18 protein-coding genes are annotated in these 24572 nt (G+C 71.9%); 7 read left to right on the top strand and 11 right to left on the bottom strand.

Going from position 1 to position 24572, the window contains the following annotated elements; genetic code table 11:
* Positions 1-44: 44 nt before the first annotated feature.
* A complete protein-coding gene (locus AC07AZ_RS16995) occupies positions 45-635 on the bottom strand; it encodes a TetR/AcrR family transcriptional regulator (RefSeq protein ID WP_478848360.1) in 591 nt (196 codons plus the stop codon).
* A 152-nt stretch (positions 636-787) separates the two neighbouring features.
* Here AC07AZ_RS16995 and AC07AZ_RS16990 point away from each other — a divergent pair, with 152 nt between their 5' ends.
* From AC07AZ_RS16990 to AC07AZ_RS16975, 4 genes are all read left to right on the top strand, one after another.
* On the top strand, positions 788-1807 hold the full coding sequence (locus AC07AZ_RS16990; RefSeq protein ID WP_478848358.1) for an aldo/keto reductase: 1020 nt from the start codon (positions 788-790) through the stop codon (positions 1805-1807).
* A gap of 120 nt (positions 1808-1927) precedes the next feature.
* Entirely contained in the window at positions 1928-2803 is an 876-nt protein-coding gene (locus AC07AZ_RS16985; RefSeq protein WP_478848356.1) for an LLM class flavin-dependent oxidoreductase, read from the top strand.
* A gap of 82 nt (positions 2804-2885) precedes the next feature.
* Positions 2886-3434 (top strand): N-acetyltransferase family protein, encoded by a 549-nt coding sequence (locus AC07AZ_RS16980; protein WP_478848354.1) that lies wholly within the window; start codon positions 2886-2888, stop codon positions 3432-3434.
* 182 nt (positions 3435-3616) lie between these two features.
* Complete coding sequence (locus tag AC07AZ_RS16975) at positions 3617-5809, top strand: MMPL family transporter (protein ID WP_478848352.1); 2193 nt, start codon at positions 3617-3619, stop codon at positions 5807-5809.
* A 184-nt stretch (positions 5810-5993) separates the two neighbouring features.
* On the opposite strand, the gene AC07AZ_RS16970 is transcribed toward AC07AZ_RS16975, so the two are convergent.
* Both AC07AZ_RS16970 and AC07AZ_RS16965 read right to left on the bottom strand, forming a co-directional pair.
* Positions 5994-6224 carry a hypervirulence associated TUDOR domain-containing protein gene (locus AC07AZ_RS16970; protein ID WP_478848350.1) on the bottom strand — a complete coding sequence of 77 codons (231 nt, stop codon included), beginning with the start codon at positions 6222-6224 and terminating at the stop codon, positions 5994-5996.
* 122 nt (positions 6225-6346) lie between these two features.
* Positions 6347-7270 carry an SDR family oxidoreductase gene (locus AC07AZ_RS16965; RefSeq protein ID WP_478848348.1) on the bottom strand — a complete coding sequence of 308 codons (924 nt, stop codon included), beginning with the start codon at positions 7268-7270 and terminating at the stop codon, positions 6347-6349.
* 84 nt (positions 7271-7354) lie between these two features.
* Here AC07AZ_RS16965 and AC07AZ_RS16960 point away from each other — a divergent pair, with 84 nt between their 5' ends.
* Positions 7355-7960, top strand: coding sequence for a TetR/AcrR family transcriptional regulator (locus AC07AZ_RS16960; protein ID WP_478848346.1), 606 nt, complete (start codon positions 7355-7357; stop codon positions 7958-7960).
* A 108-nt stretch (positions 7961-8068) separates the two neighbouring features.
* Here the strand turns inward: AC07AZ_RS16960 and AC07AZ_RS16955 are convergent, their stop codons facing one another.
* Positions 8069-8299: a hypothetical protein gene (locus tag AC07AZ_RS16955; RefSeq protein WP_478848344.1), complete on the bottom strand. Its 231-nt coding sequence runs from the start codon at positions 8297-8299 to the stop codon at positions 8069-8071.
* Positions 8300-8861: 562 nt separating this feature from the next.
* On the opposite strand from AC07AZ_RS16955, the gene AC07AZ_RS16950 reads away from it, so the two are divergent.
* The gene (locus tag AC07AZ_RS16950) at positions 8862-11456 is read left to right on the top strand and encodes a YfhO family protein (RefSeq protein ID WP_478848692.1); all 2595 of its coding nucleotides are present in this window, start codon (positions 8862-8864) and stop codon (positions 11454-11456) included.
* A 188-nt stretch (positions 11457-11644) separates the two neighbouring features.
* Here AC07AZ_RS16950 and AC07AZ_RS16945 read toward each other — a convergent pair whose 3' ends face one another.
* From AC07AZ_RS16945 to AC07AZ_RS16925, 5 genes are read right to left on the bottom strand one after another with little or no spacing between them, the layout of a single operon-like run.
* Complete coding sequence (locus tag AC07AZ_RS16945; RefSeq protein ID WP_478848342.1) at positions 11645-14296, bottom strand: discoidin domain-containing protein; 2652 nt, start codon at positions 14294-14296, stop codon at positions 11645-11647.
* Positions 14293-16035 carry a DUF2264 domain-containing protein gene (locus AC07AZ_RS16940; RefSeq protein WP_478848340.1) on the bottom strand — a complete coding sequence of 581 codons (1743 nt, stop codon included), beginning with the start codon at positions 16033-16035 and terminating at the stop codon, positions 14293-14295. The genes AC07AZ_RS16945 and AC07AZ_RS16940 overlap by 4 nt, the downstream gene beginning before the upstream one ends.
* Positions 16035-16901 carry a carbohydrate ABC transporter permease gene (locus AC07AZ_RS16935; protein WP_478848338.1) on the bottom strand — a complete coding sequence of 289 codons (867 nt, stop codon included), beginning with the start codon at positions 16899-16901 and terminating at the stop codon, positions 16035-16037. The genes AC07AZ_RS16940 and AC07AZ_RS16935 overlap by 1 nt, the downstream gene beginning before the upstream one ends.
* Before the next feature lie 4 nt (positions 16902-16905).
* The gene (locus AC07AZ_RS16930; protein ID WP_478848336.1) at positions 16906-17850 is read right to left on the bottom strand and encodes a carbohydrate ABC transporter permease; all 945 of its coding nucleotides are present in this window, start codon (positions 17848-17850) and stop codon (positions 16906-16908) included.
* Positions 17847-19148, bottom strand: coding sequence for an ABC transporter substrate-binding protein (locus tag AC07AZ_RS16925; RefSeq protein WP_478848334.1), 1302 nt, complete (start codon positions 19146-19148; stop codon positions 17847-17849). Before AC07AZ_RS16925 ends, AC07AZ_RS16930 begins: the two co-directional genes overlap by 4 nt.
* 99 nt (positions 19149-19247) lie before the next feature.
* Here AC07AZ_RS16925 and AC07AZ_RS16920 point away from each other — a divergent pair, with 99 nt between their 5' ends.
* Complete coding sequence (locus AC07AZ_RS16920; protein ID WP_478848332.1) at positions 19248-20297, top strand: LacI family DNA-binding transcriptional regulator; 1050 nt, start codon at positions 19248-19250, stop codon at positions 20295-20297.
* 283 nt (positions 20298-20580) lie between these two features.
* Here AC07AZ_RS16920 and AC07AZ_RS16915 read toward each other — a convergent pair whose 3' ends face one another.
* Together AC07AZ_RS16915 and AC07AZ_RS16910 are read right to left on the bottom strand one after the other, a co-directional pair.
* On the bottom strand, positions 20581-22935 hold the full coding sequence (locus tag AC07AZ_RS16915; RefSeq protein WP_478848330.1) for a glycosyl hydrolase family 95 catalytic domain-containing protein: 2355 nt from the start codon (positions 22933-22935) through the stop codon (positions 20581-20583).
* A gap of 306 nt (positions 22936-23241) precedes the next feature.
* Positions 23242-24207 carry a Rieske (2Fe-2S) protein gene (locus AC07AZ_RS16910; protein WP_478848328.1) on the bottom strand — a complete coding sequence of 322 codons (966 nt, stop codon included), beginning with the start codon at positions 24205-24207 and terminating at the stop codon, positions 23242-23244.
* Positions 24208-24572 lie beyond the last annotated feature (365 nt).

Genomic DNA, 24572 nt, shown 5'->3' with positions numbered 1-24572 from the left:
GTCTGAGACGGTGACCGCCGCTGTTCGGCGACGGACGGCGGGGGTCACCGCGGGCGGCGCAGCCCCGCGATGAGGAGTTCGACCAGTCGGCGCGCGTCGTAGCGGGGGTCGCTGTCCGCGCCGATGCACAGGTTCCCGACGCCGCGCATGAGTTCGAGGGCCTTGAGGTCGGCGCGGATCTCGCCGGACTCGGCCGCCGCGTCGAGGAGGCGGGTGCAGACGGGCACCAGGCGGTCGAGGAAGTAGGCGTGCAGCGTCTCGAATCCGGCGTTGTCGGACTGGAGGACGGCGGCCAGTCCGTGCTTGGTGACCAGGAAGTCGACGAAGAGGTTGATCCACTGCCCGAGTGCGGTGTAGGGGGTCGGGCTGCTCGCCAGCAGGGCGGGACCCGCCTCGGCGCAGGCTTCGACCTGGTGCCGGTAGACGGCGACGATGAGATCCGCCCGGGTGGGGAAGTGGCGGTAGATGGTGCCCGTCCCGACGCCCGCCTTGGCCGCGATGTCGCGTACCGGCGCCTCCACGCCCGCCGTCACGAAGACCGCGGCGGCCGCGTCCAGCAGTGACTCCTTGTTGCGCTGGGCGTCCTTCCGCTGGGACCGGGCCGTGGGCCCCGCGCCCTCGTCGCTGTCGCTCACCGTTCCGCTCCTTCCGCCACCGGGTTGATAAACGGAACACGGTTCCGTATTGTTAACGGAACGAGGTTCCGTTTGTCCATGATGTCAGAACGGAAGCCCGACAACCAAGCCACGCACTTCCCATGATTCACCCTTGCTGGAGGAACACGGTCATGCAGTACCGCACCTTGGGCCGCACCGGTGTGCAGGTCAGCTCCCTCGCGCTCGGCGCGATGAACTTCGGCGCGATCGGGCGCACCACCCAGGACGAGGCCACCGCCATCGTCGACGCCGCTCTGGAGGGCGGCGTCAACCTCATCGACACCGCCGACGTGTACAGCGCCGGCGAGTCGGAGGAGATGGTCGGCAAGGCCATCGCCGGCCGCCGCGACGACATCGTGCTGGCCACCAAGGCCACCATGCCCATGGGGGAGGAGCGCAACCACCGGGGCAGCTCGCGCCGCTGGCTGGTCACCGAACTGGACAACAGCCTCCGCCGACTCGGCGTCGACCACGTCGATCTCTACCAGATCCACCGCTGGGACCCCACCACCAGCGACGAGGAAACCCTGTCGGCCCTGACCGACCTCCAACGCGCCGGAAAGATCCGCTACTTCGGCTCCTCGACCTTCCCCGCGTACCGCATCGTCCAGGCACAGTGGGCCGCCCGCGAGCACCACCTGAGCCGCTACGTCACCGAACAGCCCAGCTACTCGATCCTGCAGCGCGGAATCGAGACCCACGCCCTGCCCGTCACCGAGGAGTACGGACTCGGCGTACTGGCCTGGAGCCCCCTGGCCTCCGGCTGGCTGTCGGGCGCGATCCGCGCGGGCCGGGACATCACCACCAGCCGCTCGGCGTTCATGCCCCAGCGCTTCGACACCGCCCTGCCCGCCAACCGGGCCCGGCTCGACGCCGTGGAGCAGCTCGCCGGGGTCGCCGACGAGGCCGGCCTGACGATGATCCAGCTCGCGCTCGGCTTCGTGACCGCGCACCCCGCCGTGACCAGCGCGCTCATCGGCCCCCGCACACTCGACCACCTCCACTCCCAGCTCACCGCCGCCGACACCGTGCTGTCCGCCGACGTACTCGACGCGATCGACGCGATCGTCGCCCCCGGCACCGACCTGGCGGCCGACGAGAAGTTCGACACTCCGCCCGCGCTGCTCGACCCGTCCCTGCGCCGCCGCTGACCGTCCCGGCCACGGCCACCACCTCCCCTCCCGGCGGTCCACCGCGACCACACGGGCCGCGCCTGCTCTCGGCTCGCGGCCGCGGTCGGCGCCGCCGGTGCCGAAAGGACCGACGACTCCATGCCCCACACCTCCCGGCCCCGATTCGGGATCATGACCGCGCCCATGCAGGTCGACTACCACGACATCCTGCGGGTCTGGCGCGAGGCGGACGACATTCCCGCCATCGAGCACGCGTGGCTGTTCGACCACCTGATGCCGATCGGAGGCGATCCGCACGGCCCGGTCCACGAGGGCTGGACGCTGCTCTCGGCGCTCGCCGCCCAGACCCGCCGGCTCCGGCTCGGCCTGCTGGTGACCAGCAACCGGTTCCGGCCGCCCGCGATGCTGGCCAAGATCGCCACCACCGTCGACATCGTCTCCGGCGGACGGCTCGACTTCGGCATCGGCGTCGGCTCACGCCCCAGCCCTCCGCAGGCCCGGCGGGAGTACCCGGCGCACGGACTGCCCTTCCACGACACCGCGCACGCCGTGGAGAGCCTCGCCGAAGCCTGCACGGTGATCCGGCGGCTGTGGACGGAGGACGAGCCGTTCGACTTCGACGGCGCCCACGTCCAGCTCACCGGGGCGTTCGGCAACCCCAAACCCGTCCAGCGCCCCCACCCGCCCATCCTCATCGGCGGACGCTCCTCCGCGACACTGCGCGTGGTCGCCGAACACGCTGACCTGTGGAACATCCCGGGCGGCGACATGGACGACGTCATCAGCCGCAGCGCACTCCTGGACCGCTACTGCGCCGACATCGGCCGCGACCCCGCCTCCCTCACCCGCTCGATCCACCTGGCCGTCTCCTACGACCGGCCCGACCTCACCCGGGACGCGATCGAGGCCGCGACCGACGCCGGCTTCGGCCACATCGTTCTCGGGCTGGCCTCGCCGTACCCGGTCGGCGTCGCCCGATGGGTCGCCGAGGAGCTGATCGGCGCGTCGACCTGAACACGCCGGCGGCAGCGGCGGGGAGCGTGGTGCGCCGAGGGCGGGCGGCCCGGCCGCGAGAGGCGGCTGCGACAATCCGATCATGGACACCGGGGGTACGGCGGACACCGTGAACGGGGCGCGAGCGGAGGCGGCGGGGTCCGCGCGGGGCAGGCCGGTGAAGGGCCCGGAATGGGTGCTGCGCGCCGCTGCGGCGACCGACGTCGAGGAGATCGCGGAGTTGCGGGCCACCGTCATGCGCGCCGATCTGGAACGACTCGGACGCTACGACGAACACCGGGTGCGGCAACGCCTGCGCGACTCCTTCTCCCCGCGGTACACGTCTGTCGTGCTGGTGGGTGGTCAACTCGCGGGGTGCGTCACCGTCCGGCCCGCCGGAGACCGGCAGTGGCTGGAGCACTTCTACCTGGCTCCGCACCACCAGGGCCGCGGACTCGGCTCCGCCGTACTGCGCGCCGTGCTGGAGCGGACCGACGCGCGGGGACTGACCGTCGGGCTGAACGTCCTGCGGGGCAGCGCTGCCCGCCGGCTCTACGAGCGTCACGGATTCGTCGTGGAGTCCCAGGACCCGGTCGACGTCTTCATGGTGCGCCGGCCGCCGCCCTGGGCCGGCCTGCCTGGAAAGACCTGAACCGGGAGGTCACGAAGGCGACACCGGTGGCGGCCCGGTGCGGCGAGCGAGTGGCGCGGTCACTACGATCGGAGCCCAAGACAACCATTCGACCGGCTCAATGGGAGGGCCGGTCGGGGTCGCCGATGCCGGGGTCCGCTCCCCGGGCTGTGGTGATCTTCCTGCCCAGGAGGACCCCCCGCATGTTTCGACGTATTGGGAACACCGTCGTCCGACATCCCGTCTGGACGATCGTGGCGTGGCTCATCGCGGCGGTGGCGATCGTCGCCACCGCCCCGAGCCTGCCCTCGAACAGCGACGAGAGCAGTTTCCTGCCCAAGAGCTACGAGTCCATCAAGGCGGCGGAACTCCAGGAGAGGGCGTTCCCCAGCGCCTTCACCCCGTCCGCGATCGCGCTGTACCAGCGCACCGACGGCGGCAGGCTCACCGCCGCCGACAAGAAGGACGTCGCCCGGATCACCACGGAGCTGGGCGAGAAGAACATCGACCAGGTGCAGAAGGTCGTCCCCGGCCAGCCGTCCGAGGACGGCAGGTACGCCCTCACCCTGGTCCAGATGGACAACAGGAACGCCGGTCAGCCCGAACAGGCGGACGCGGCCAAGGTGTTGCGGGAGGACGTCAAGCAGCTCGCCAGGGGCACGAACCTCGACGTCAAACTCGGCGGCTCCGCCGCGCAGGCCCTCGACCAACAGGACTCGTCCAAACGCGGTCAGGCACTGATCGGGATCGGCACCTTCCTGATCATCCTGGTGACCATGCTGATCATTTTCCGGGCGCCGATCTTGGCCGTACTGCCGCTGGTCCTGATCGGTGTGGTGGCCGCCATCGCCAACGGGCTGATCGCCTACGCCACCGAACTCTTCGACCTCCAGGCCAACAGCTCGGTCTCCTCGATCCTCATCGTCGTGCTGTTCGGCGTGGGCACGGACTACTTCCTCTTCCTGATGTTCCGCTACCGCGAACGTCTGCGGGCGGGGGACGAGTCGAAGCAGGCGATGATCAACGCGGTCGGCCGGGTCGGTGAGGCCATCGCCTCGGCGGCCGGAGCCGTCATCATCGCCTTCCTGGCCCTCATCCTGTCCACGCTGGGCTTCCTCAAGCAGATGGGCCCGGCCCTGGCCATCGCGGTCGGCGTCACCCTGGTGGCTGGTCTGACCCTGGTCCCGGCCGTGGTCTCGCTCATCGGACCGAAGGTGTTCTGGCCCTCCAGGACCTGGCAGCGCGAGCCGGAGAACGCCCGCTTCGCCGCCCTCGGCCGCGGAGTGCAGCGCCGCCCGGCCCTGACCACCGCGGTCTCCGGCCTGGTGCTGGTCGCGCTGTCCCTCGGCGTGTTCGGCTACAACGCCACCTTCGACCTGGCCTCGGGCTCCATGCCCAAGACCAAGGAGTCGATGGTCGTCCAGGACGACATGCAGAAGGCGTACTCGGCGGGCGCCGCCGCACCCACCGACGTCTACCTGTCGAGCACCGACGCCGGCCCGCTGGACAAGGCCGCCTTCGCCGCGTACGCGAAGAAGCTCGGCGCCGTCGACGGTGTGGCGAGCGCCCGCATGACGCAGGTGAACAAGGACGGCACCACCGCGGACTTCACCGTCACCCTCAAGTACGAGGCGTCCACGGACCAGGCGATCGACACCGTGGGCAGGGTGCGGGACGTGGCGCACTCCGACGCACCCAAGGGCACCGAGGCCCTCGTCGGCGGCATGTCCTCGATCTACAAGGACATCGACACGGCGGTCAACCACGACTATCGGACGGTCTTCCCCGTCGCCGCGATCCTGATCATGGTCATCCTGGGGCTCCTGCTGCGCAGCGTGGTCGCCCCCCTTTACCTGATGGCCTCGGTGGGGCTCGGCTTCGGCGCGACCCTCGGTGCCACCGTGTGGATCTTCCAGGACGGGCAGGGACACTCGGGCCTGATGTTCATGCTGCCCGTGATCATGTACCTGTTCGTGGTCGCCATCGGCACGGACTACAACATCCTCATGATCGCCCGGCTTCGCGAGGAGGCCCGCGAGGGCCGGAGTCCGCGTGAGGCTGCCGGTATGGCGTTGAGGCATGCCGGGCCCACCGTGGCCGCGGCGGGTTTCATCCTCGCGGCGACCTTCGCCACGATGATGCTGGCGGGCAACGCGCTGCTCACGGAGATGGGTTTCGCCGTCTCCTTCGGTATCGCCGTCGCCGCCTTCGTGATGGCGATGTTCTTCACGCCGAGCCTCACCGCGCTGATCGGCCACGCGGCGTGGTGGCCGGGGCACGCGGACCGGGCCCGGGAAGCACCGGCCGGCACGGAAGCCGAACCCGCCGGTGCCGGACCGGCCGCCGACGGGGACCGGGACGCACTCGCTCACGATCCCTCGGGACGGCGCGGCTAGCCGTGAGACCGCGGGTCTGCCCGCAGCCCTGTGCCGTCACCGTCCGACCGGGCGGTGACGGCACAGGCGTACCACGGCCGGGTTGCCGCAGGAGTGTCATGTCCCGCAATCGAGGGGGCGCGGCCCCCGGTTCAGCTGTCGAGGGGATCGTGACCCCGGTTTCCGGCGTCCGTTTCCACGGCGCCTACTTCTTCTTCCTCAGGGCCGGGGGCTTGTGGACCGCCGAGCGGCCGGGCGTGTCGCTGCGCACCTCGTACTGCGGGTCGTCGGGCGAGGCGTCCACCGTCCGTCCGGAGGACTCGGTCCTCTGGGTGATCTTCCTCTCCACGGTGCCCTCCGTCTGGCTGCCGTGGCTGCTCCAGGTCACCTTGTCGCCCGTGCGGAGGTTCTTCTTCCGGTCGCCGCTCCTGGCCATGGGGGTCCTCCTTCCGGCCGGCCCCCCTTTCTCCACCCGCTGAGTGCCCCCGCATCGCGCGGCCCGAACCGATCACTGTCCGGAATCGTCGGACATGCCGGTGGACGGGCGGGGTGGCGGGGTCAGGCCGTGGCGGTCGGGGCGCGGAAGTAGTGGCCCTCGTCGAGGTCCGCGAGGAGGCCGGGGTGGGTGGGCTCCCAGTCCAGCAGTTTGCGGGTGAGGGTGTTCGACGCGGAGAAGTCGAGGCCGATGAAGGCGCCCAGCCAGCCGAAGTGCTCCTGTGCGGCCTCGGGGGCCACGGAGGTCACCGGCACGCCGAGGTGGCGGCCGATCACTCCGGCGACGTCGCGGATCGCGACCCCTTCCTCCGCGGTGCCGTGCAGGACGGACCCGGGCGGGGCCTTCTCGACCGCGAGGCGGAACAGTCGTGCCGCGTCGAGACGGTGTACGGCGGGCCAGCGGCCGGTGTCCTCGCCGATGTGGCCGGAGGCGCCCTTGGCGCGGGCCACGGAGACGAGCATGGCCATGAAGCCGTTGTCCCCCTCGCCGTGGCAGGTCGGTGAGAGCCGCACCACGGAGGAGCGCACGCCGCGCGTGGCGAGGTCGAGCGTCGCCAGGGAGGTCGCCGCGCGGGTCGACATCGGTGAGCCGTCGATCGACGGCATGTCCTCCTCGGTGGCCACCCGCCCCGGCGCGAGACCGGCCAGGCCGGAGGCGAGGACGAAGGGCCGGTCGCTGCCGGCGAGGGCGTCGCCGAAGGTGTCCACAGCGCGGCGATCGGCGTCGGCCGCACCCTGGAAGTCGCCGCTGAAGGCGATGTCGTGCTTGAAGGCGAGGTGGATCACCCCGTCCGAAGCGGCGGCCGCGTCCCGCAGGACGCCGAGGTCGTCGACGGTGCCGCGGACCACCTCGGCCCCGGCCGCGGTGAGCGCGGCGGCGGAGGTGCCGGAACGGGCGAGTCCGACCACCTGGTGCCCCGCGTCGAGGAGCTCGGGTACGACGGCGGAGCCGAGCCAGCCGGACGCGCCGGTCACGAAGATACGCATGGGAGGTCCCCAACTGTTGATGTCAGTAACTGTCATCGACGGTATCACCTGATGTCAGTGACTGTCATCACGTAGGATGCGCGCATGGGTAGATGGGAGCCGAACGCGCGCGGGCGCCTGGCCGAGGCGGCGCTGCAGCTCTACGGTGAGCGCGGGTTCGAGCAGACCACCGTGGCGGAGATCGCCAGACGGGCCGGGCTCACGGAACGGACCTTCTTCCGGCACTACGCCGACAAGCGTGAAGTCCTTTTCGGCTCCGGCGAGTTGGAGGAGCGGTTCGTGCAGGCGGTCGCCGGGGCCCCGGAGTCCGCGTCGCCGATCGACGCGATGGCGGTGGGCCTCGACGCGGTCTGCGAGATGTTCGCCGACCGGCACGCGCACGCGCGGAAGCGACAGGCCGTGATCACGGCGAACGCGGAACTCCGGGAGCGCGAGCTGATCAAGCTCGCCTCCGTCTCGGCCGCGCTCGCCGACGCCCTGCGCCGGCGCGGTGTCGCCGAACCGGCCGCGAGCCTGACCGCGGAGGCCGGAGTCGCCGTCTTCAAGGTCGGCTTCGAGCGCTGGATCGGCGCGGCCGAGGAACGCCCCATGGTGCAGGTGGTACGGGAGTCGCTGGCCGAGTTCAAGGCCGTCACGGCGGGCCGCCAGGGGGCGCCCGCCGGCGGAGGCTCACGCGGAGGCGACGCCTGAGCGTGGCGACTCGGCGGGCCCCGGCCGAAGGAGGCCGCGATGTTGCCGTGGCGGGGGCGAACCTCACGGCAGCGGGCAGCGGGTATCGGTCGGCGGTCTTCGGTCGCGTCAGCAGTACGGGGCCTGGTTGGTCAGGGAGGCAGCCACCAGGTCCGTGACCTGGACGGTCAGTGCCGCGCCGGAGCCGCGGACCCGCGGTGCGAACGGACCGGGGTCACCGAAGGGCAGCATCACCGCCGCCGGTTCGTGCTCCAGCGCTCGCGCGAGTACGCAGTCGTCGATCGCCGACGCCGAACACCCGACGCCCCACGCATTGCCGGCGCCTTCGTCGGCCGGCACGGGACAGTTGCCTGCCGGCTACTCCTGGTCGTCACCCCCGCCGCCCGGCAGTCCCAGGCCGCCGCCGCGGGAGACGGCCGCCGCCAGGGTGCCCCCGGCCGACCCGCCCATCTCTCGCCGTCCGGCATTCGGCGGACTGTCGGGGTCGACGGCGACGTCGGTGACGTCACCCGCTATTCATGTGTGTGACAGCTCTTCTTCATTCCGTATTTCCTCATCTCTCTTTTTCTCCTCGCAGTTCCGCACGCAATGCCCGCCCAGTGGCACTTAATTGCGACTTCGCTTTCCCCAGTCGCACAACCATGCGGCGGGGTTCCCCGTCTAATTCGGCGAATTGACGGTGGATGTGGGGGGCTGCTGTGCCTGGTGGGTTCGATCCGCGCTGTGACGCGTCTCGGTACCGTGCGCGTACCGGGGGTATCGCGTGACATCCGGGGGCGGGCAGGGGCGGGGGAGCGCGACGGCCGGCACTGGCGGGCGGATCCCGGCCCTCCGCCCGGAGCGGCCCGCCGGTCGGCCGTCCGGCCGGAACGACCACCCGGACGACCAGCGCGCACCGCTGCTGACGCGGCTGCTGCATCCGTCCAGGGCGCGGCGGGCCGCCGGGCTTCTCGCGGCGGCCCTCACCGTCACGGTGCTGTGCGCGGCCAGTACCGTCGCCCGCAGTTATCCCTTCGGGCCGCGCACCCGCAGTGTCAACGACCTGGGCAACCAGTACCTCCCTTTCCACGCCCACCTGTGGGATCTGCTGCACGGACGCGCCGACGGCGGTCTCCTGGTCAACTGGCAGTCGGGATTCGGCGCCAGTTTCCTGCCGGATTTCGGCACCTATCTCAGCAGTCCGTTCGCCCTGCTCGTGGGCGTGTTCCCGCGGGACGAGATCGACCTCGCCCTCTATGTGATCACGCTGCTGAAGTCCGCCTGCGCGGGCGCGGTGATGGCCTCGCTGCTGCTCTCCGTGCGGCCGGGCCGCTGGTGGGCGGCGGGACTGCTGGGGGCCTCGTACGCCCTGTGCGGGTGGAGTGTGGCGGACGCGGCATACAACCCGATGTGGCTCGACGGGCTGATCGCGCTGCCGCTGCTGTGCCTGGTCGGCGAGTGGACGCTCCGTGACCGGCGCCGCGTCCTGAGCGTGCTGGTGGTGGCCCTGGCCTGGATCGCGAACTTCTACACCGCGTACATGGCCACCCTCGCCGCCTGTCTGGTGCTGGCGCTGCGGCTGCTCCTGGCGGACCTGTCACGCCGTCGGAGGCTCGCGGCGGCGGGCCGGGCCGGCGTGCGGTTCGGCCTCGGGGTGGGGCTGGCGGCGCCGCTCGTGACGGTGGTCTACTTCGGCACCCGGCACGCCTCGCCGGGCCGGTTCACCCACTTCGCCCCGGTGTCGGGGGAGGACGTGCTGGCCCGGCTGCTGCCGGCGACGTACAGCTTCGGATCGCCCGCCGTGTTCGCGGGCACCACGGCCCTGCTGCTCGCTCTCGCACTGCCGTTCCACCGGGCGGCGCCGCGCGGGGTCCGGGCCGGCTGGACGCTGCTGCTGGTCGCGGTGACCGTGTCGATGCAGTGGGAGCCGACCCATCTGGCCTGGCACGCCTTCACCACCCCGCAGGGCAGCTCCTACCGCGAGGCGTTCGTCGTGTGCGCGCTGCTGGTCATCGCCGCCTGGCACACGCTGTCGTACGGCCCTCCGGACCTGCGCGCACTGGGTGCGGCGGGCGCGCTGCTGGTCCTGCTCGCCGCCGTCGCCAGTCGCAGCGGCCTGGTGCGGTGGTTCGTCTGGCCGGTGCTGCTGGCCGGCGCCCTGGCCGCGCTGGCCGGCCTGGTCCTGCTGCGCGCGGCCGGCCGGCGGGCGGACGGCAGCCCGCGCCGGACGCTGCTCGTGGCAGGGGCGGCGACGCTGCTCGTCGCCGCCCAGTGCGGCGAGGCGACCGCCACCTCGGCCGTGGCCGCCCGGCTGCGGCTGGTGAGCATGGACGACTACGCGCCCTGGGGCACGCGCCAGGAGAGTCAGCGGGCGGCTGTCTCGGACGCCGACGGGTGGCCCCGGTACCGCACCGACCCGGGCCGGGAGCAGACCGTCGGCAACGACCCGATGATGGTCGGCGGCCAGGGCGCCCAGTACTACAGCAGTCACACCTCCGCCGTCCTCAGCAGCACGCTGACCGCGCTGGGAGGCGGCTGGACCTCGGGCGGCCGCAGCCCGCAGAGCCTGGACAACGCGGTCACGGACGTCGTCTTCTCGGTCGGGGCCCGGGTGCACTCCCCGCCCGACCCGCACCAGAACTGGTTCCCCCAGGACGGCAGCGGGGTGACGGTCTCCCGCCGGCAGGTCCCGCCCCTGGTCACGGTACGGCCCTCCGGCGCCGCGGAGCACGCGGGCTTCGGCGCGTCGCCGTACCGCAACCAGGAACTGCTGCTGGGCAGCCGGGTCTACACCGTGCCCCGCCTCACGGTGCGCACCGGCGACGGGAAGCCGGCGGGCCGTGCGGGGAAGTGGGGTCCGGGACGGCGTCTGGACGCGCTGCCCGCCGGGGCCGACCGCGTGCCGACGATCACCGCGCGCTGCCGGGCCGGCAGCGAGGTCTATCTATGGGCTCCGCACTTCGCGGGGACCGCACGGCTCGGCGGCTCCGCCGCGCACGGCCTGACCGGGCGGTTCCGCTCCGACCCCCTCACCAAGATCGCCGCCATGCAGCGGCTCGGCACCGTGGCGGACACCGGGCGTCTGCGGGTCGAACTGTTCCCGAATGTTCCCAGCGTCGTTCCCGAAGGTGCGGTCGGCTGCCTGGACACCGCCCGCCTTCGGGGCGTCGCCGCACGGCTGGCGAAGACCGGTGCCACCGACGTGAGTGTCTCGGACGGTACGGTCCGCGCGCACCTCCCGGCCGGCAGCACGGGTGTCGCGGTCCTCGCGGCACCCCGTATCGCCGGCTGGCGCTGCGCCACGGGGGACGCCTCCGCCGTACCCGCCGGAAGCTTCCACGGACTCGTCGCCGTGCCCCTCGACGGCTCCGCCACCAGCCTCACCTGCACGTTCCGTCCGCCGGGGTTGCGTCTCGGGTCGGCCGTCGGGGCCGTCTCCCTGCTCGGCCTGGCCCTGTCGGCAGCCGCCCCCGCGATCCGCCGCCGACGGCTGCGACCGCCGCGGCTGGTCGACTGACCAGGAGGTGTGCCTTCTGAACCGATCCGGTCCGGTGCGGTGGAAAGGCCGTGGGCGGGAGGCTGGAGACGCTGCGCGAGGGGCCGGAGATCTCGCCCTGGAGCCGCTCGGGAAACGCGGACACGACGTCGACCGCCGGGACCGGGCGGCGGGTTGCCGGTCCGCCGCCCGGTCCGTGAGGGGCGCCGTCAGGGGCGGAGTGTCAGCCAGTCGAGCGCGGCGACCGGGCCACCGCCCCTCGCCACCACATAGAGGTCGTGCGTGCCGGTGACCTCGCGCCGCAGGGTCACCGGCTGTTCCTGCCAGCCGCCGGTGCCCGTGACGGGTACGACCGCCGCCACCGGGCCGTCCGGTGCGTCGAGGCGTACCTGGAGCGAGCAGCCGTCGGCGCAGGCGGGCGCGAGGCGCACGGTGAGGTGCCGGCCGCGGACGCTCGCCGTACGGAAGCCCAGCCGGTCACCGGAGCCCAGGACGCCGGTGGCCGCCGTGCCGCGTTCCGTTCCCCGCACCGAGGTGGCCTGTTCCGCCTGGAGCGTCGAGGCGGTGTCGGGCCCGTCGCCGTAGAGGCGGATGTCGTTGACGACCCAGGGGGCCGGTCCGCTCGCGGTCAGGGTGAGGCGCAGGTAGCGGGCCGTGGTCTGGCGGGGGAGGACCGCGTCCTGGGTGAAGGAGCGGCCGGAGACGCGGGCGAGCGGGTCACCGAAGTGCGTGCCGTCGCCGCTTACGGACAGCGTCCAGCCGTACGGCTGTCCGCTGGTGTCGCGGCCCGCGTCGAGGGAGAGCCGGCGGAAGGACTTGCTCTCGCCGAGGTCGACGGTCAGCGACTGCCCCGCGGCCTGAGGGGCGGCGCCCGTCCAGCGGGTGTCGATGTCGCCGTCGACGGTGGCGGAGGCGTCCGTGCCGTCGCCGGCGGTGGCTGTCCAGTTCCCGTGGCGCACCCGCTGCTGGCAGCCGGGCAGGTCGCAGCCGGTCGACCAGACGGGCGCCCCGTACTCGTAGGCGCCCTGGTCGGGTGCCGTGCCCAGGGCGTCGGTGGTGATGCCGTCGATCGTCTCGCCCGCGTCGATGGCGGGTGAGCCGGGGGTCAGCCACAGCTCGCCGTTGACGGCGTCCGTGTAACCGGGCCTGTCGGTGATCAGGTTGGAGCGGACGACCGGCAGCGGATCGCCGGCCTTCGTCGCGGTGACCGGCTTGGGTCCGACGATGTTGCTGAAGTACGAGCCGGACGCGTCCGTCGCGCCGCCGAGGGCGGTCGAGGCGACGTTGATGCCCACGCCGTAGCTGGAGTTGTGGTCCTCGTTGGCGATGCTGGGGCCGGTGTGGCCGTTGAAGTACACGCCCCGACTGCCGGTGTTCCAGGCGACGTTGTGATGCAGCCGGAAGTGATGGGAGTAGTTGTCGACGTAGTAGCCGTTCTGGCCGTCGGCGTCGTGCGCGGTGTTGTGGTCGAGGGAGGTGCCGGAACCGTTCAAGCTGCAGCAGACGTAGAAGGGTGAACCGTCGCGGGAGGTGCGCATCGCCTCGGAGAGGTCGTTGTAGGCGATGCGGTTGTCGTGGAACTCGGTGCCGTTGAGCTGCCAGGCGGTGTCGATGGCGGCCCGTCCGGTGCGCCGGATCGTGTTGTGGGTGACCGTGTGGCCGTTGCCGTTGATCTCGATGCCGGGGGTGTAGCTGCCCATCCAGCCGACGTCGTGGATGTAGTTGTCGGTGACGGTGTTGCCCGTGCCGCGGACCAGGACGCCGTCACCTGCGGACCGCGTGATCTCGCTGTGCTCCAAGGTGTTGCCGGTGCCGAGGATCTGCACGCCGGAGTCGAGGATGCGGGAGGCGACGATGTTGCCCTCGAACGGGTCGACCGCGAGATCGCTGTCCGGCGGCATGGGCAGGGTGGAGAACTCGGAGACATACGTGGCGCGCAGCCCGTCGACGACGACTCCCGTACTGGACTTGCCCGTTCGCAGGGAGGTGCCCCACAGGTCCAGGCCGCGCACGGTGACGTGGGAGCTGTTGCTCAGGTCGACGCCCCAGAGCCGGTGCTTGGCGGTCACCGTGTGTCCGGCGAGGCCGCCTTTCGGGGGGACGAGGTACAGGCGGTGCGCGGTCTTGTCGTAGTACCACTCTCCAGGCTGGTCGAGGGCCGCCTTCGAGCCGACGAGGTAGTAGTTGCGGTAGGTCTGGTTGCCCATGCACAGGGGTGGGCAGCGGTAGTTGCCGCCCTTGAAGTCCAGCTTGCCGGGTGCTGTGGCGGTGACCGTGCCGGTCTGCTGGGCCCAGGGGTTGGAGCCCGCCCACAGGTGGACGGTGGCGCCGGTCCAGTCGGCGTCGGGCAGGTCGGTGTCGTCGATGTGCTGGTCGGTGGAGGTGGCGTCGGCCTCGGCCCAGGTGGCGTTCAGCGGATCGGCGCCGGAGTTGGGCCAACGCCCCTCGGCCGCACGCGTGTTGTCGAGGAACAGCGCGTTGAAGTCCGGGTCGAGCGGCAGCCGGGTGTCGGTGGCCACCAGTCCGCCGCCGGCGTTCTTCCAGCCGGTCACCGGCTGGGTCCCGTCGACGGTCACCGCGCCGTCGCCGTACGCGGCGAGGGTGATCCGGGCGCTCTCGGTGCCCGAGGGCGGGGTGAGTTGTTCACGGTAGGTGCCGTGGTGGATCAGGCAGGTGTCACCGGGCCGGACCCGGTCCAGGCACGCGCCGATCGTGCGCAGCGGATGGTCCTGCGAGCCGGACGCGTGATCGCTGCCCTTGGTGGTCACGTGGTAGGTCTGGCCGGGGGTCGCCGCGTGCGCCTGGACCGGTAGGGCCAGGAGCGCGGTCACGGCCAGCACGGACAGGTGTCTGAGTCTCATGTCCCGTCTCCAGTGGTCGGATGTGCGGTGGTCGGAGGATGTCGCCAGGCGACCTCGGCCTCGGGTCCGGCCGGGGCGCCGAGCACGGCGCAGCGCAACCAGTGCTCGCCGGGCGGGAGTCGACCGACCAGCACGGGCATCGCGGTGCGGCGCGCGAGGACGTTCGTGCCGGGCAGGCAGTCGACGACCTCGCCCTGCCGGCGGCCGTCGAGATCCTGCAGTCCGGTGAGTCCCGCGGCGGCCGACACCCGGGCCCGCCCGGGCCCGGCGCCGCGATCGGTGCCCGCGTCCCGGTCGACGGCGAATCCGCCCTCGGCGCCGTGCAGGGTGCGGCCGGTGCGGACGCGGTGGGTGCGTACGTGCCAGGGCGGGGCGGCGGTCAGCCACGTGGTGATCTCCACGTCGGGCCACGGGTGCCAGGTACTGAGGACCGTGTCCGCGGTGACGTAGGACGCGGCCGGCTCCTCACGCACCCGGTAGTGCGCCCCGCCGTCGTCGCTCAGCGCCAGCATCGAGTCGTGGGCGCCCTGTCGGAGGCCGAGGCTGCCACTGGGCAGACTGAAGCCGAAGCGGGTCGAGTAGGCGAACTTGGCGTACTTCTCCGCCCCGTGCCGTACCCACGGGTGGTGTTGGCGGCCGGCGAGCAGGGTGACGTCGCCCGAGGCGCGCATCAGTACCGCGCCTGCGTGCGGTTGGGCACTGACGGCTGGCAGCACGGCCGGCGGCTCCTCCGCCGCCGTCCAGAACGCGTGCCCCGCCGGCAGGGCCAGCGGCAGGAACGCCTTCAGTGACCAGTACGGCGAACCCGGCGCGTTGTACTGCTCGGCCAGCGCCGGCTGCGGATAGCCGTAGCCGATGGACAGCAGGCCGTCTGGTCCGGTCACCGGCCGCCCGCGCCACCAGCGCAGGTGCCGCAGCAGGTAGCCCTTGACGACGCCCCACGGCAGGGCGTCGACACCCGCGTACGGCAACGCGCCCCAGAAGGCGGCCTGCGCCCAGCGGTAGGTGAGGCTGCGGCCGTAGGGGACGGCGGCGCCGTCGTCGGCGAACCAGTGCCGGAAGTCGAGGGCGAAACGGGCGGCCCGTTCCCTGAAGCGGTCGCCGCCGGTGAGGGTGTCGTGCAGCAGCCCGTAGTAGTGCATCGCCCAGGGCACGTAGTAGTCGCGCCGTTCGGTGGGGCCGTCCGCGTACCAGCCGTCGCCGAGCCAGAAGGCCTCCAGGCGGTCGAGGCGTGCGGTGGTCAGCGAGTGGTCGTAGGACACCCCGACCCGGTCGAGGCCGAGGCCGACGAGCACCGGGAAGAAGTGCCAGTTGTTGTCGGAGACCTCGCGGTGCAGTGCGCTGGTCAACCACCGGGCCAGCCGGTCGCGTTCGGGGCCGCTGAGCGGGTCCCACCACTTCTCGGGGGCGAGCGCGAGCGCGAAGCCGACGGCGGCCATCTCGACGATGCGCTGGTCGTGGTCGGCCGGCTCACCCCAGTACTCGGGATGGGCGGGATCACTGCCGTGTGCCAGTCCCCGGGCCCACAACTCGGCGTGCGGTACGGCCTGGTCGCCCGCCGCGAGGGGGGCCAGGCCCCACAGGGGGCGGGCGAACGCCTCCAGTTCGGCGGCCGTGTCGTCATGGATCGCGGTGTTCACGCCGAGCCTGACCCGTGCCCGGCCCGCGCTGAAGCGGGGCACGACGGGCGCCACCAAGTCCCGGACGTGATCAGCGAGTTCGGTGCGTATGTCGGCCATCAGCCCTTCTCCGCCCCGGCCAGCAGCCCGGTGCGCAGGAAGCGCTGCGCGAGCACGAATCCGATCAGCAGCGGCGCGCAGGCCACCAGCCCCGCCAGGGCCGCCTCCGGCTGGTGGATGTCGAGGTCGGCGAAACCGCTGGAGTTGTTGACCGCGCCCGTCGACTGGAGCAGGGACATGAGGCCGAGCTGGAGGGTGAAGGTGCGGTCGTCGGAGAGCATCACGAACGGCAGGAAGAAGTCGGTCCAGCAGCGCGTGAAGCCGAAGAAGGCGATCAGCGCGATGGCGGGCCGGGCCAGGGGCACCGCGACCGACCGGAACAGCCGCAGTTCGCTCGCCCCGTCGACCCGTCCGGCGTCCAGCAGGCTGTCGGGCAGGTTCGCCCGGAAGTGCAGGAAGGCCAGGTAGACGCCGAACGGGTAGAAGGACAGGGGCAGGATGACCGACCAGACGGTGCCGGTGAGGTCCAGCGCCGACATCTCCAGGTACAGCGGGAGCACCAGTGCGGCGGGAGGCAGGATCATCGTCACCACCGACAGGGTGAGCAGCACACGGCGGCCGGCGAAGTCGTGTTTGGCGAGCACATAGCCCGCGGGCACACACAGCAGCAGGGCGAGGGCCACGCTGCCCGCCGCGTAGATGATCGAGTTGCCGATCCACAGGGTGATCTCGCCGTCGTTGTACGACGTCAGGTGCGACCAGGCGTCGCCGACGTTCCCCAGCGAGCCGAAACCGAGCGGCGAGCCGGTCATCAGGTCGTCGGCGGTGCGGGTGGGCGCCAGCAGCAGCCAGAGCAGGGGCAGTCCGAAGAAGGCGGCCGCGCCGCACAGGAACAGGGCGCGGGTACCGCGTGACAGAACGGTCATCGTCTCACCGGGAGTCGGAGGAGTCGGTGGCGTACATGTGCGTACGGGTGATCACGATCCAGGCGGCCAGTACACCGACCGCGAGCATGGCCAGGGACAGTGCGGCGGCCTTGCCGAAGTCACCGTCCTGGGTGGCGTAGACGTAGGCGAGCTGGTTGACCGACCAGGTGGGGCTGATCTGGCCGGGGGCGCCGGTGGACAGCACGGTCGGCTCGACGAACACCTGGCTGCCGGAGGCGAAACTGGAGATCAGCACGAACGCGACGTAGGTGCGGACCATCGGCAGCTTGACGTGCCACATGGTGCGCCACGCCGAGGCGCCGTCGACCTGCGCCGCCTCCAGGACGTCCCGCGGGAGCGCGTTGAGCGCCCCGTACAGGACCACGATCCAGCCGCCCGCGTGCACCGCGACGCCCATCACGGTGAGGACGGCGAGGAGGCTGCCGCCGGACAGGGCGTCCGTGGCGCTCCCGACGTCCATCAGCTTGAGCAGGGGCGAGAAGGGGCTGCTGTCCGGGCTGACCATGAACAGCCACAGCAGGGCCGCGGCCGAGCCGGTGACCGCGCCGGGCAGGTAGTAGACGAGTTGCAGGGCGCTCGTGGTGCGACCGGGGCGGGCGTGCAGGGTGAAGGTGAGGGACAGGACGGTCAGCAGCAGGATCGGCAGCCACAGCAGCAGATACGTCGTCACGTGGGCGGCCGCGTCGCCGAGCCGGTAGTCGCGGAACACGGCCGCCCAGTCCTGCCCGCCGGAGAAGGAGCCGTCGTGGACGAAGGAGGTCCACAGGGCGTACCCGGCGGGCGCCAGTCCGAAGACCGCGAGGAACAACGTGTAGGGGCCGACGAGGATCCAGACCGCCGCTCCACGGCCGGGGCGGCGCCGGCGGCGGGGTGCCGCCGGCACCGCGGCGGGGGCCGCGGGGCGACGGGGTGCGGTGAGCGTCTTCATTCGGCCGTGTATCCGCTGGTCCTGGCCGCCGCTTCCAGTTTGTCCTGCCAACTCCGCAGGGCGGTACGGGCGTTGCCGCCGGTGTCGAAGGCCTTGACGAGCGTGTCGTTGAAGCTGCTCTGCCAGTCGGCCTCGTAGCGGACCGCGCCGAAGCCGGGGCGCAGCGCGTTCGCCGCCGCGGAGAGGGCGGGCATCGGGTCGGAGGCGTAGTACGGGTCCTTCGACTTGGCCTCGCCCCACTTCTTCGCCGCTGCCGCGAAGGCCGGGTAAGTGGGCTGCCTGGCCTGGAGGTTCACGTCGGTGGTCATCCAGCGCACCAGGTCCGCCGCGTCCTTGGTGCGTTCGCCGGCGTGCGCGGAGACGAGGAGGGCACCGCCGCCGACCTGTCCGGCGTACGGCTTGCTCTCGCCGGGCCAGGTCGGCATGGGGGCGGCCGCGATCCTGCCCTTGGGCACCTTGAAGGCGGGGCCGAACATGAAGTCGCCGAACCAGGCGGGGGCCGGCAGCATGAGGATCTTCTCGCTCTTGCCGAACTTGGAGAAGGCGGGGTCGATGGGCACCACCGTGGTGACGGCCCTCTCCCGGGCGAGGGGCTGCAGCAGGTCGGCGACCCGGGTGCACTCGGGACGGGTCAGGTCGATGTGGACCTTGGTGAGGCTGAGGGTGTCGCGGGTGGGGCAGCCGCTGCTGCCGAAGTAGATACCGGCGCCGTACTTGCCGTTGACGGCCCCGGCAATGGTGCCGGGGTGCTCCTTCGCCGCCCTGAGGCCGGTCCGCTGGTACGCGGCCCAGGTGGTGGGGACGGAGTAGCCGTACCGCCGCATGAGGGTCGTGTCATACCACAGGACGGTGGGGGAGATGTCGTTGCGCAGGCAGTACGTCCTGCCGCCGAAGGTGCAGGTGTCGAGGGAGCCCGGGGTGAAGCCGTCGCGGACGGACTTCGGCACCAGGGTGTCGAGCGGGGCCGCGTAGCCGAACTTCCGGCCGGCGAGCGTGGCCGCCTCGGCGGGGTTGGCGAGGAAGACGACGTCGGGCCAGCCGCCGCCGGTCCGGTTGGCGAGGGAGATCTTGGTGGGTACGTAGCCCGCGTCCGGCGGGATCGTCACGATCCGCATCCTCAGGTCGGGGTGGGCCTTCTTGTACTGCTGGGCCGCGGGCATGCGGGTGTTGTCCACCCAGACCAGTAACTCCCCTCTGCCGCCGCCCGAACCGTCGCCGGCGTGGCCACCGGTTCCTCCGCATCCGCAGAGCACCAGAGCCACGGCCGCGGCCAGGGAAGCCGCGCGCCATCTCTTCATGGGGGACCACCTTTTCACCGGGGAGCTGTACTCCGGGAACGGGGATTGCGATAAGTTTCGCAAAACGCGATCGCCCCGGAAACGTAGGAGATTCATCCGATGACGTCAACGGTTGGGACAAGATCCGACCCGGGAAGGCGGCGCACGCTGGCCGAAATCGCCCAACAGGCGGGCGTATCGGTGTCCACGGTCTCCAAAGTGCTGCACAACAGATCCGATGTATCGGCGGAGACGCGGGCCAAGGTCCAGCGGCTGCTCGAACAGCACGGCTACCTGGCGAAACACCGCCCGTCGGCCACCGCGGCCCCGCCCGGCGGACTGATCGACTTCGTCATCAACGAACTCGACAGCCCCTGGGCGGTGGAACTCATCCGGGGCGCGGAGGACGTGCTGCACGACGCCGGCATGGGCATGGTCGTCTCCTCCACGCACGGCCGCACCAGACGCGCCCGGCAGTGGCTGGACTCCCTGGCCACCCGCCCCACCCGCGGAGCGATCCTCGTGGTGCCCGAACTGACACCCGGACAGCACGAGGAGCTGGGCCGGCTCGGCATCCCGTACGCGCTGGTCACACCGATCGACGAGCCCGCGCCCGGCACGCCCTGGGTGGGCGCGACCAACTGGCCCGGCGGACTGGCCGCGACCCGCCACCTCGTCGAGCTGGGCCACCGCCGCATCGCGATCATCAGTGGTCCGGAGCGCCGGCTCACCTCACGGGCACGGGTCGACGGCTACCGCTCGGCACTGACCGAGGCCGGCCTGCCCTTCGACCCGGAACTCGTGCGCTACGGCGACTTCACCCACGGCCTCGCGCACCAACACGCCCTGCAGCTCCTCGCGTTGCCCGACCGTCCGACGGCGATCTTCGCGGGCAGCGACCACCAGGCCCTCGGCACCTACCGGGCCGCCGCCGAACTGGGCCTGCGCATCCCGTCCGACGTCAGCGTGGTCGGCTTCGACGACCTGCCCTTCGCCGACTGGGTCACCCCGCGTCTCACGACGATCCGCACCCCTCTGGCCGACATGACCGCACTCGCCGCCCGGATGGTGCTGCGCCTGCTGTCCGGCGAACAGCCGGAGACGACCCGCGTGGAGGTGGCGACGGAACTGGTGATCAGGGAGAGCACCGCACGACCGGTGCCGTCCTGACCAGGGCGGCACCGCTGAAGCTCCGAGCCCGAGCTCTGAGCCCGAGCTCCGAGCCCGAGCTCCGAGCCCCGAGCTCTCAGCCCGAGGCTCCGAGGCGACGACGGTCCGGCCGTGCCAGGCGGGGTCGTCCACCCGGACCGTGCGGACGCCGGCGGGTCGTCACCCGGACCGTGCGGACGCCGGCGGGGACCGACGCGGCGGCCACGTCGGGGAGTACGGCGATGCCCTCCCACGCTCCTCGCCGGCGCGGTCCGACCCCCGTCCCAACAGGCCGCCGCCCGGGTCAGGCCGGCAGACCCCAGGGCGTCCAGGACCCCAGGGACGGCACGTCCCTCGGGCCCTGGGCGGCCGAGCCCTCGCGTGGGGTGATCAGCGCGGTGTGGCCCCGGGGGAGCCGTATCTCGACGCGGCCGGGAGCCGTCTCCTTCCACGGCAGGGGCCGTCCGCGCCGGTCGCGCACCCGGATCTCACCCGGTATGCCGTGCTGGAGCGTCAGCGGAGCGCCCGCCTCGCTGTGCACCCGGACCCACCGCGTCGTACCGCCCGAGCGGTCCGCGTCGACGAGGAACGCGCCCTGCGTGCGCAGGGACGCGAAGGAGGCGTCGGGCCAGCGCGAGGACACCGAGGGGAAGACCTTCAAAACGCCGTCGTGGCCCTGGACCGCCATGTCGAGCAGGGACTGGGCGGCGCACAGCGGGCTCTCCAGCGCGAAGTTGCGGCCCTCGCGGTACATGGTGTTGGGCGTCATCGCGCAGTCCGCGACGACGTTGAGATCGGTGAAGAAGGTCAGGTGGTCGAGGGCCTTCTCGGGCTGGTCCATCACCGAGTACATGGACGAGGCCGTCGCGTGGCTGTAGCCGTGCCAGGCGTCCCGCATCGAGACCCAGTGCTCGACACTGCGCCGCATCACGTCACGGTCCGCCGGCCGGTCCCAGACGCGCTCGCGCAGGGGGTACAGCCACAGCAGGTGCGAAGGGTGGCGGTGCGAGTCGGCGAGCGGCACGTCCTGGCCGATCATCACGCCCGCAGCGGGGTCCTCGGCGTACGGCGTGAGGCGCTCGGCGATGTCCCGCCAGCCGCCGGCGCGCGGGTCGTCCACACGCAGCAACCGCGCGGAGTCGAGAAGCGTGCGTGCGCCCCAGCGGATCAGGGAGAGGTCGTAGGTGCAGTCGGCCGCGTCGGCGTACTCGGGGGAGCGGGTGGTGAGCAGATGCAGCCTGCCGTCTGAGCCCTCGTGCAGGAAGTGGCCGTAGAAGTTGATCGCCTTGGCGAGGACGGGGAACACCACGTCCCGCAGGACGGAGAGGTCCATGGTGTGGCGGTAGGCCTGCCAGACGTTGTGCAGCGCCCAGGTGAGGTTGCCGAAGTTGTCGGAGACGTGATCGCTGCCGGGTGCGCCGACGTCGTAGAGGTCGCCGGCGCGCAACTGCCAGTCGGAGGGGTGGCCGAGGGCGTAGCTCCCGCCGTCGCGGTAGGCGACCGGGACGGACGTCGGCAGGTTCTTCTCGAAACGCGCGAACGTGCTGGTGACGGAGTCGAGTTCGAGGTGGTTGGAGCCGAGGACCGGGGCCATGCCGATCTGCACGTTGAGGTTCCACCACACGGCGGTCCAGTTGTTGCCGACCTCGGGGTACCAGGGCCCCCACTCGGAGATGGTCGGGCCGCCGGAGCGCGTCGCGGACGCCAGCTTGTACAGCTGGATCAGGTAGAAGGCCTGAAGTCGCTTGTCCGGTACCGACAGGAAGCTGCGCCGGTGGTAGCGGTGCCACCAGTCGCGGTGGCGGGCGACCAGGGTGTCGAGGCCGGTGGTGAGGGTGCGGTCGACGGCCCGGCGGGCGTCGCGGGTCGTCGCGTCCAGGTCGCCGGGATGGCGGTAGACCAGGTGGGCGGCCAGCAACCTGCCCGTGCCCCGGCGCAGTTCGCGCCAGGCCGTGGTCCAGCCGCCCCCGGCGAGCAGGGGCTGCGCGACATGGCCCTCGCCGGACGTCGAGGAGGTTTCGGGGTCGGGGTTGGGGGTGTACTCGGGGGGTTTCCCCGAGGTGCGGGTGGTCGCCGCGGGCAGCCAGGTGAACGTCCAGGCGGCGCCCTCCTCGCCGGGGCTCGGCCTGGTGGAGACGAGCAGTGCGCCGCTGTCGTTGTGGACCAGCGCCCTGAACGCGAGGCTCCCCCGCGTGGTCGTGACGGTGCCGCGCAGTTCGGCGTCGTACAGGTCCAGCGTCCAGTCGACGGAGGTGATGTCCCCGGCGAGCGTGAGCGTGAAGTACCCGATGGGCAGCCGCGAGTAGCCGATGCCGCCGCGCCACTGCCCGCGCTGGTCCTGCACCTGGCTGTGACTCAGCATCAGCTTCAGCGAGTTGGCCTGCCCGCCTGCGTACAGCTGCGCGCCGAGGAACCCGTTGGCGAGGAAGGGACCGTCCTGCCAGCCTGTCGGGAGCCGGCGCCAGACCGGGGAGGCGGCTCGGACCGTCCTCTCGTACGGGTCCCGGTCCCCGCGCGCGTCAACCGGCCCGGGCGTGGGGAACGCGCCGGCTGCCCTCTCCGGGCGGGCCCAGGCGGTGGCGGACGAGGCCGACCACAGCGCGGCGGACCCCGTGGCCGCGGTGGTGCCCATGAAGCGTCTGCGGGACAGCTCGGTCACTTAAGGACCTCCGGTCGGTGGCACGCCGGTCGAACGGCGGCAGGTGAATGCCTGGCGGTGGTTCTCATACATGGCAGCTGTTCCGCTGCCTGAATGAGTGGCCCTCTGCATAGTGCTGGGGGCGACCACCGGACCGGAAGACCTCGTGCACCACAAAACGCGCCAGACATCCGATGAAAAGTGAAGGCGGGTCGAGGAGGTGTCGACTCTGTCGACGCTTATGTGCTTCCTTGCACTGTATCGGTGCGCGATGAAGGTGCTGTGACGGTTGACGGCGGGAAAGTCATCGGAGTGCTGGCGAATCGGTCAGGCCGTGTCGCGCTGCTCGTGTCGCTTGTCCGCTTCCGCTCCGGCCGGCCGCGTCTCCGCTTCCTGGTCATCTGCCTGGCCGTCCTCGCCCGTCTGCCGGCGCAGGCGCACCTCGATGTGGCCGTCGGTGATCCGGGTGTCGAAGGCCGGCTGCGGCGCGGTGGCAGGACCGTGTACGTTCCACCCGTCCGAGAGCCGGAACACACTGCCGTGCCAGGGGCAGCGCACACATCCGTCGCTGACCGTGCCCTCCGACAGCGGCCCCGCGAGATGACTGCACCGGTCGGCGAGGGCGTGAACGGACCCCCCCGGTTCACGGAGGACGAGCACCGGCACGTCGTCCACGCTGCGTCGGACGGGCCTGCCGACCGGGAACCCGTCGACCGGGCCGACCCGGTGCCACCCCTCGCCGACGAGGTGCGGCACCTCTTCGGCGTGGTTGGCACCCGACGCCTGGCGGTACGCCATGTGACCGCCCAGCGCGCCGCCCACACCCACGGCCGACAGGCCGGCGAGGGTCAAAGCCTTGCCGACGCCCTCCCGGCCCCGCAGGCGTGCCACGAGCGAGCCGGCGAGGAGGTACACCGCCGCCGTGTTCGCGACGGCGTGCACGACGCCGACCCGCTGCTGCTCGCGGTGCAGCTCGGCCCAGTCGGCCCAGCCCGACGCGGCGGCCGGAGCGGCGGCCGCCAGGCCCACGCCGATCAGCACCCGCGCTGTCCGCCGTCCCGTTCCGGGCAGCAGGTCGCACACGGACGCCGACAGCCAGGTGCCGACCGGCACCTGCACCAGCACCGGATGCACGGGATGGCCGAGCCATCGTCCGTGCAGGACGTCCCGGCCGCGGCCCAGAGGCACGGACCGCACCGCTCGCTGAAGGACGTCGATCAGCCGGTCGGCGCCGTCGAACCGCTCCAGGCGGTCCAGCGCCGACAGCACCCGTCCAGGACCCTGCTGTGTCATCGCGTCTCCCGGCGTATCTCGTGGGCCTCACTCGTACCAGCCGAGTAGCCCCGCCCCTGCGGCGAAAACCCCGCAGGTCCACGTGGTGAGCTGCCGGGCGCCACAGCGCGCCCGTGGCGCGGACCCGAGCCTCGCGACACGTTCCGCCCAGGGTGGGGAAGACCGACGCGGAAACCGTCCCCCGACGGCCCGCACCGCACCGGCCCCGGACGAGACAGCCGACGACCCCGAGACCAGCCGACGACCCCGAGACCAGCCGACGACCCCGAGACCAGCCGACGGGGCCTGCGACGGGTCCGCGATCCACCACCGGCGCTCCACGCCCGGCGGACACGATCAGGAGAAGCGAATGTTCCGACAACACC

The organism is Streptomyces sp. NPDC043878 (assembly GCF_056435735.1).
The sequence above is the reverse complement of the archived record's forward strand: the minus strand, read 5'-3'. Positions and strand labels throughout refer to the sequence as shown.

Excerpts from the sequence above, each read along its gene's own strand:
- AC07AZ_RS16990 (WP_478848358.1), top strand. The coding sequence starts at position 788 with ATGCAGTACCGCACCTTGGGCCGCACCGGTGTGCAGGTCAGCTCCCTC.
- AC07AZ_RS16985 (WP_478848356.1), top strand. The coding sequence starts at position 1,928 with ATGCCCCACACCTCCCGGCCCCGATTCGGGATCATGACCGCGCCCATG.
- AC07AZ_RS16980 (WP_478848354.1), top strand. The coding sequence starts at position 2,886 with ATGGACACCGGGGGTACGGCGGACACCGTGAACGGGGCGCGAGCGGAG.
- AC07AZ_RS16975 (WP_478848352.1), top strand. The coding sequence starts at position 3,617 with ATGTTTCGACGTATTGGGAACACCGTCGTCCGACATCCCGTCTGGACG.
- AC07AZ_RS16970 (WP_478848350.1), bottom strand. The coding sequence starts at position 6,224 with ATGGCCAGGAGCGGCGACCGGAAGAAGAACCTCCGCACGGGCGACAAG.
- AC07AZ_RS16965 (WP_478848348.1), bottom strand. The coding sequence starts at position 7,270 with ATGCGTATCTTCGTGACCGGCGCGTCCGGCTGGCTCGGCTCCGCCGTC.
- AC07AZ_RS16960 (WP_478848346.1), top strand. The coding sequence starts at position 7,355 with ATGGGTAGATGGGAGCCGAACGCGCGCGGGCGCCTGGCCGAGGCGGCG.
- AC07AZ_RS16945 (WP_478848342.1), bottom strand. The coding sequence starts at position 14,296 with ATGAGACTCAGACACCTGTCCGTGCTGGCCGTGACCGCGCTCCTGGCC.
- AC07AZ_RS16940 (WP_478848340.1), bottom strand. The coding sequence starts at position 16,035 with ATGGCCGACATACGCACCGAACTCGCTGATCACGTCCGGGACTTGGTG.
- AC07AZ_RS16935 (WP_478848338.1), bottom strand. The coding sequence starts at position 16,901 with ATGACCGTTCTGTCACGCGGTACCCGCGCCCTGTTCCTGTGCGGCGCG.
- AC07AZ_RS16930 (WP_478848336.1), bottom strand. The coding sequence starts at position 17,850 with ATGAAGACGCTCACCGCACCCCGTCGCCCCGCGGCCCCCGCCGCGGTG.
- AC07AZ_RS16925 (WP_478848334.1), bottom strand. The coding sequence starts at position 19,148 with ATGAAGAGATGGCGCGCGGCTTCCCTGGCCGCGGCCGTGGCTCTGGTG.
- AC07AZ_RS16920 (WP_478848332.1), top strand. The coding sequence starts at position 19,248 with ATGACGTCAACGGTTGGGACAAGATCCGACCCGGGAAGGCGGCGCACG.
- AC07AZ_RS16910 (WP_478848328.1), bottom strand. The coding sequence starts at position 24,207 with ATGACACAGCAGGGTCCTGGACGGGTGCTGTCGGCGCTGGACCGCCTG.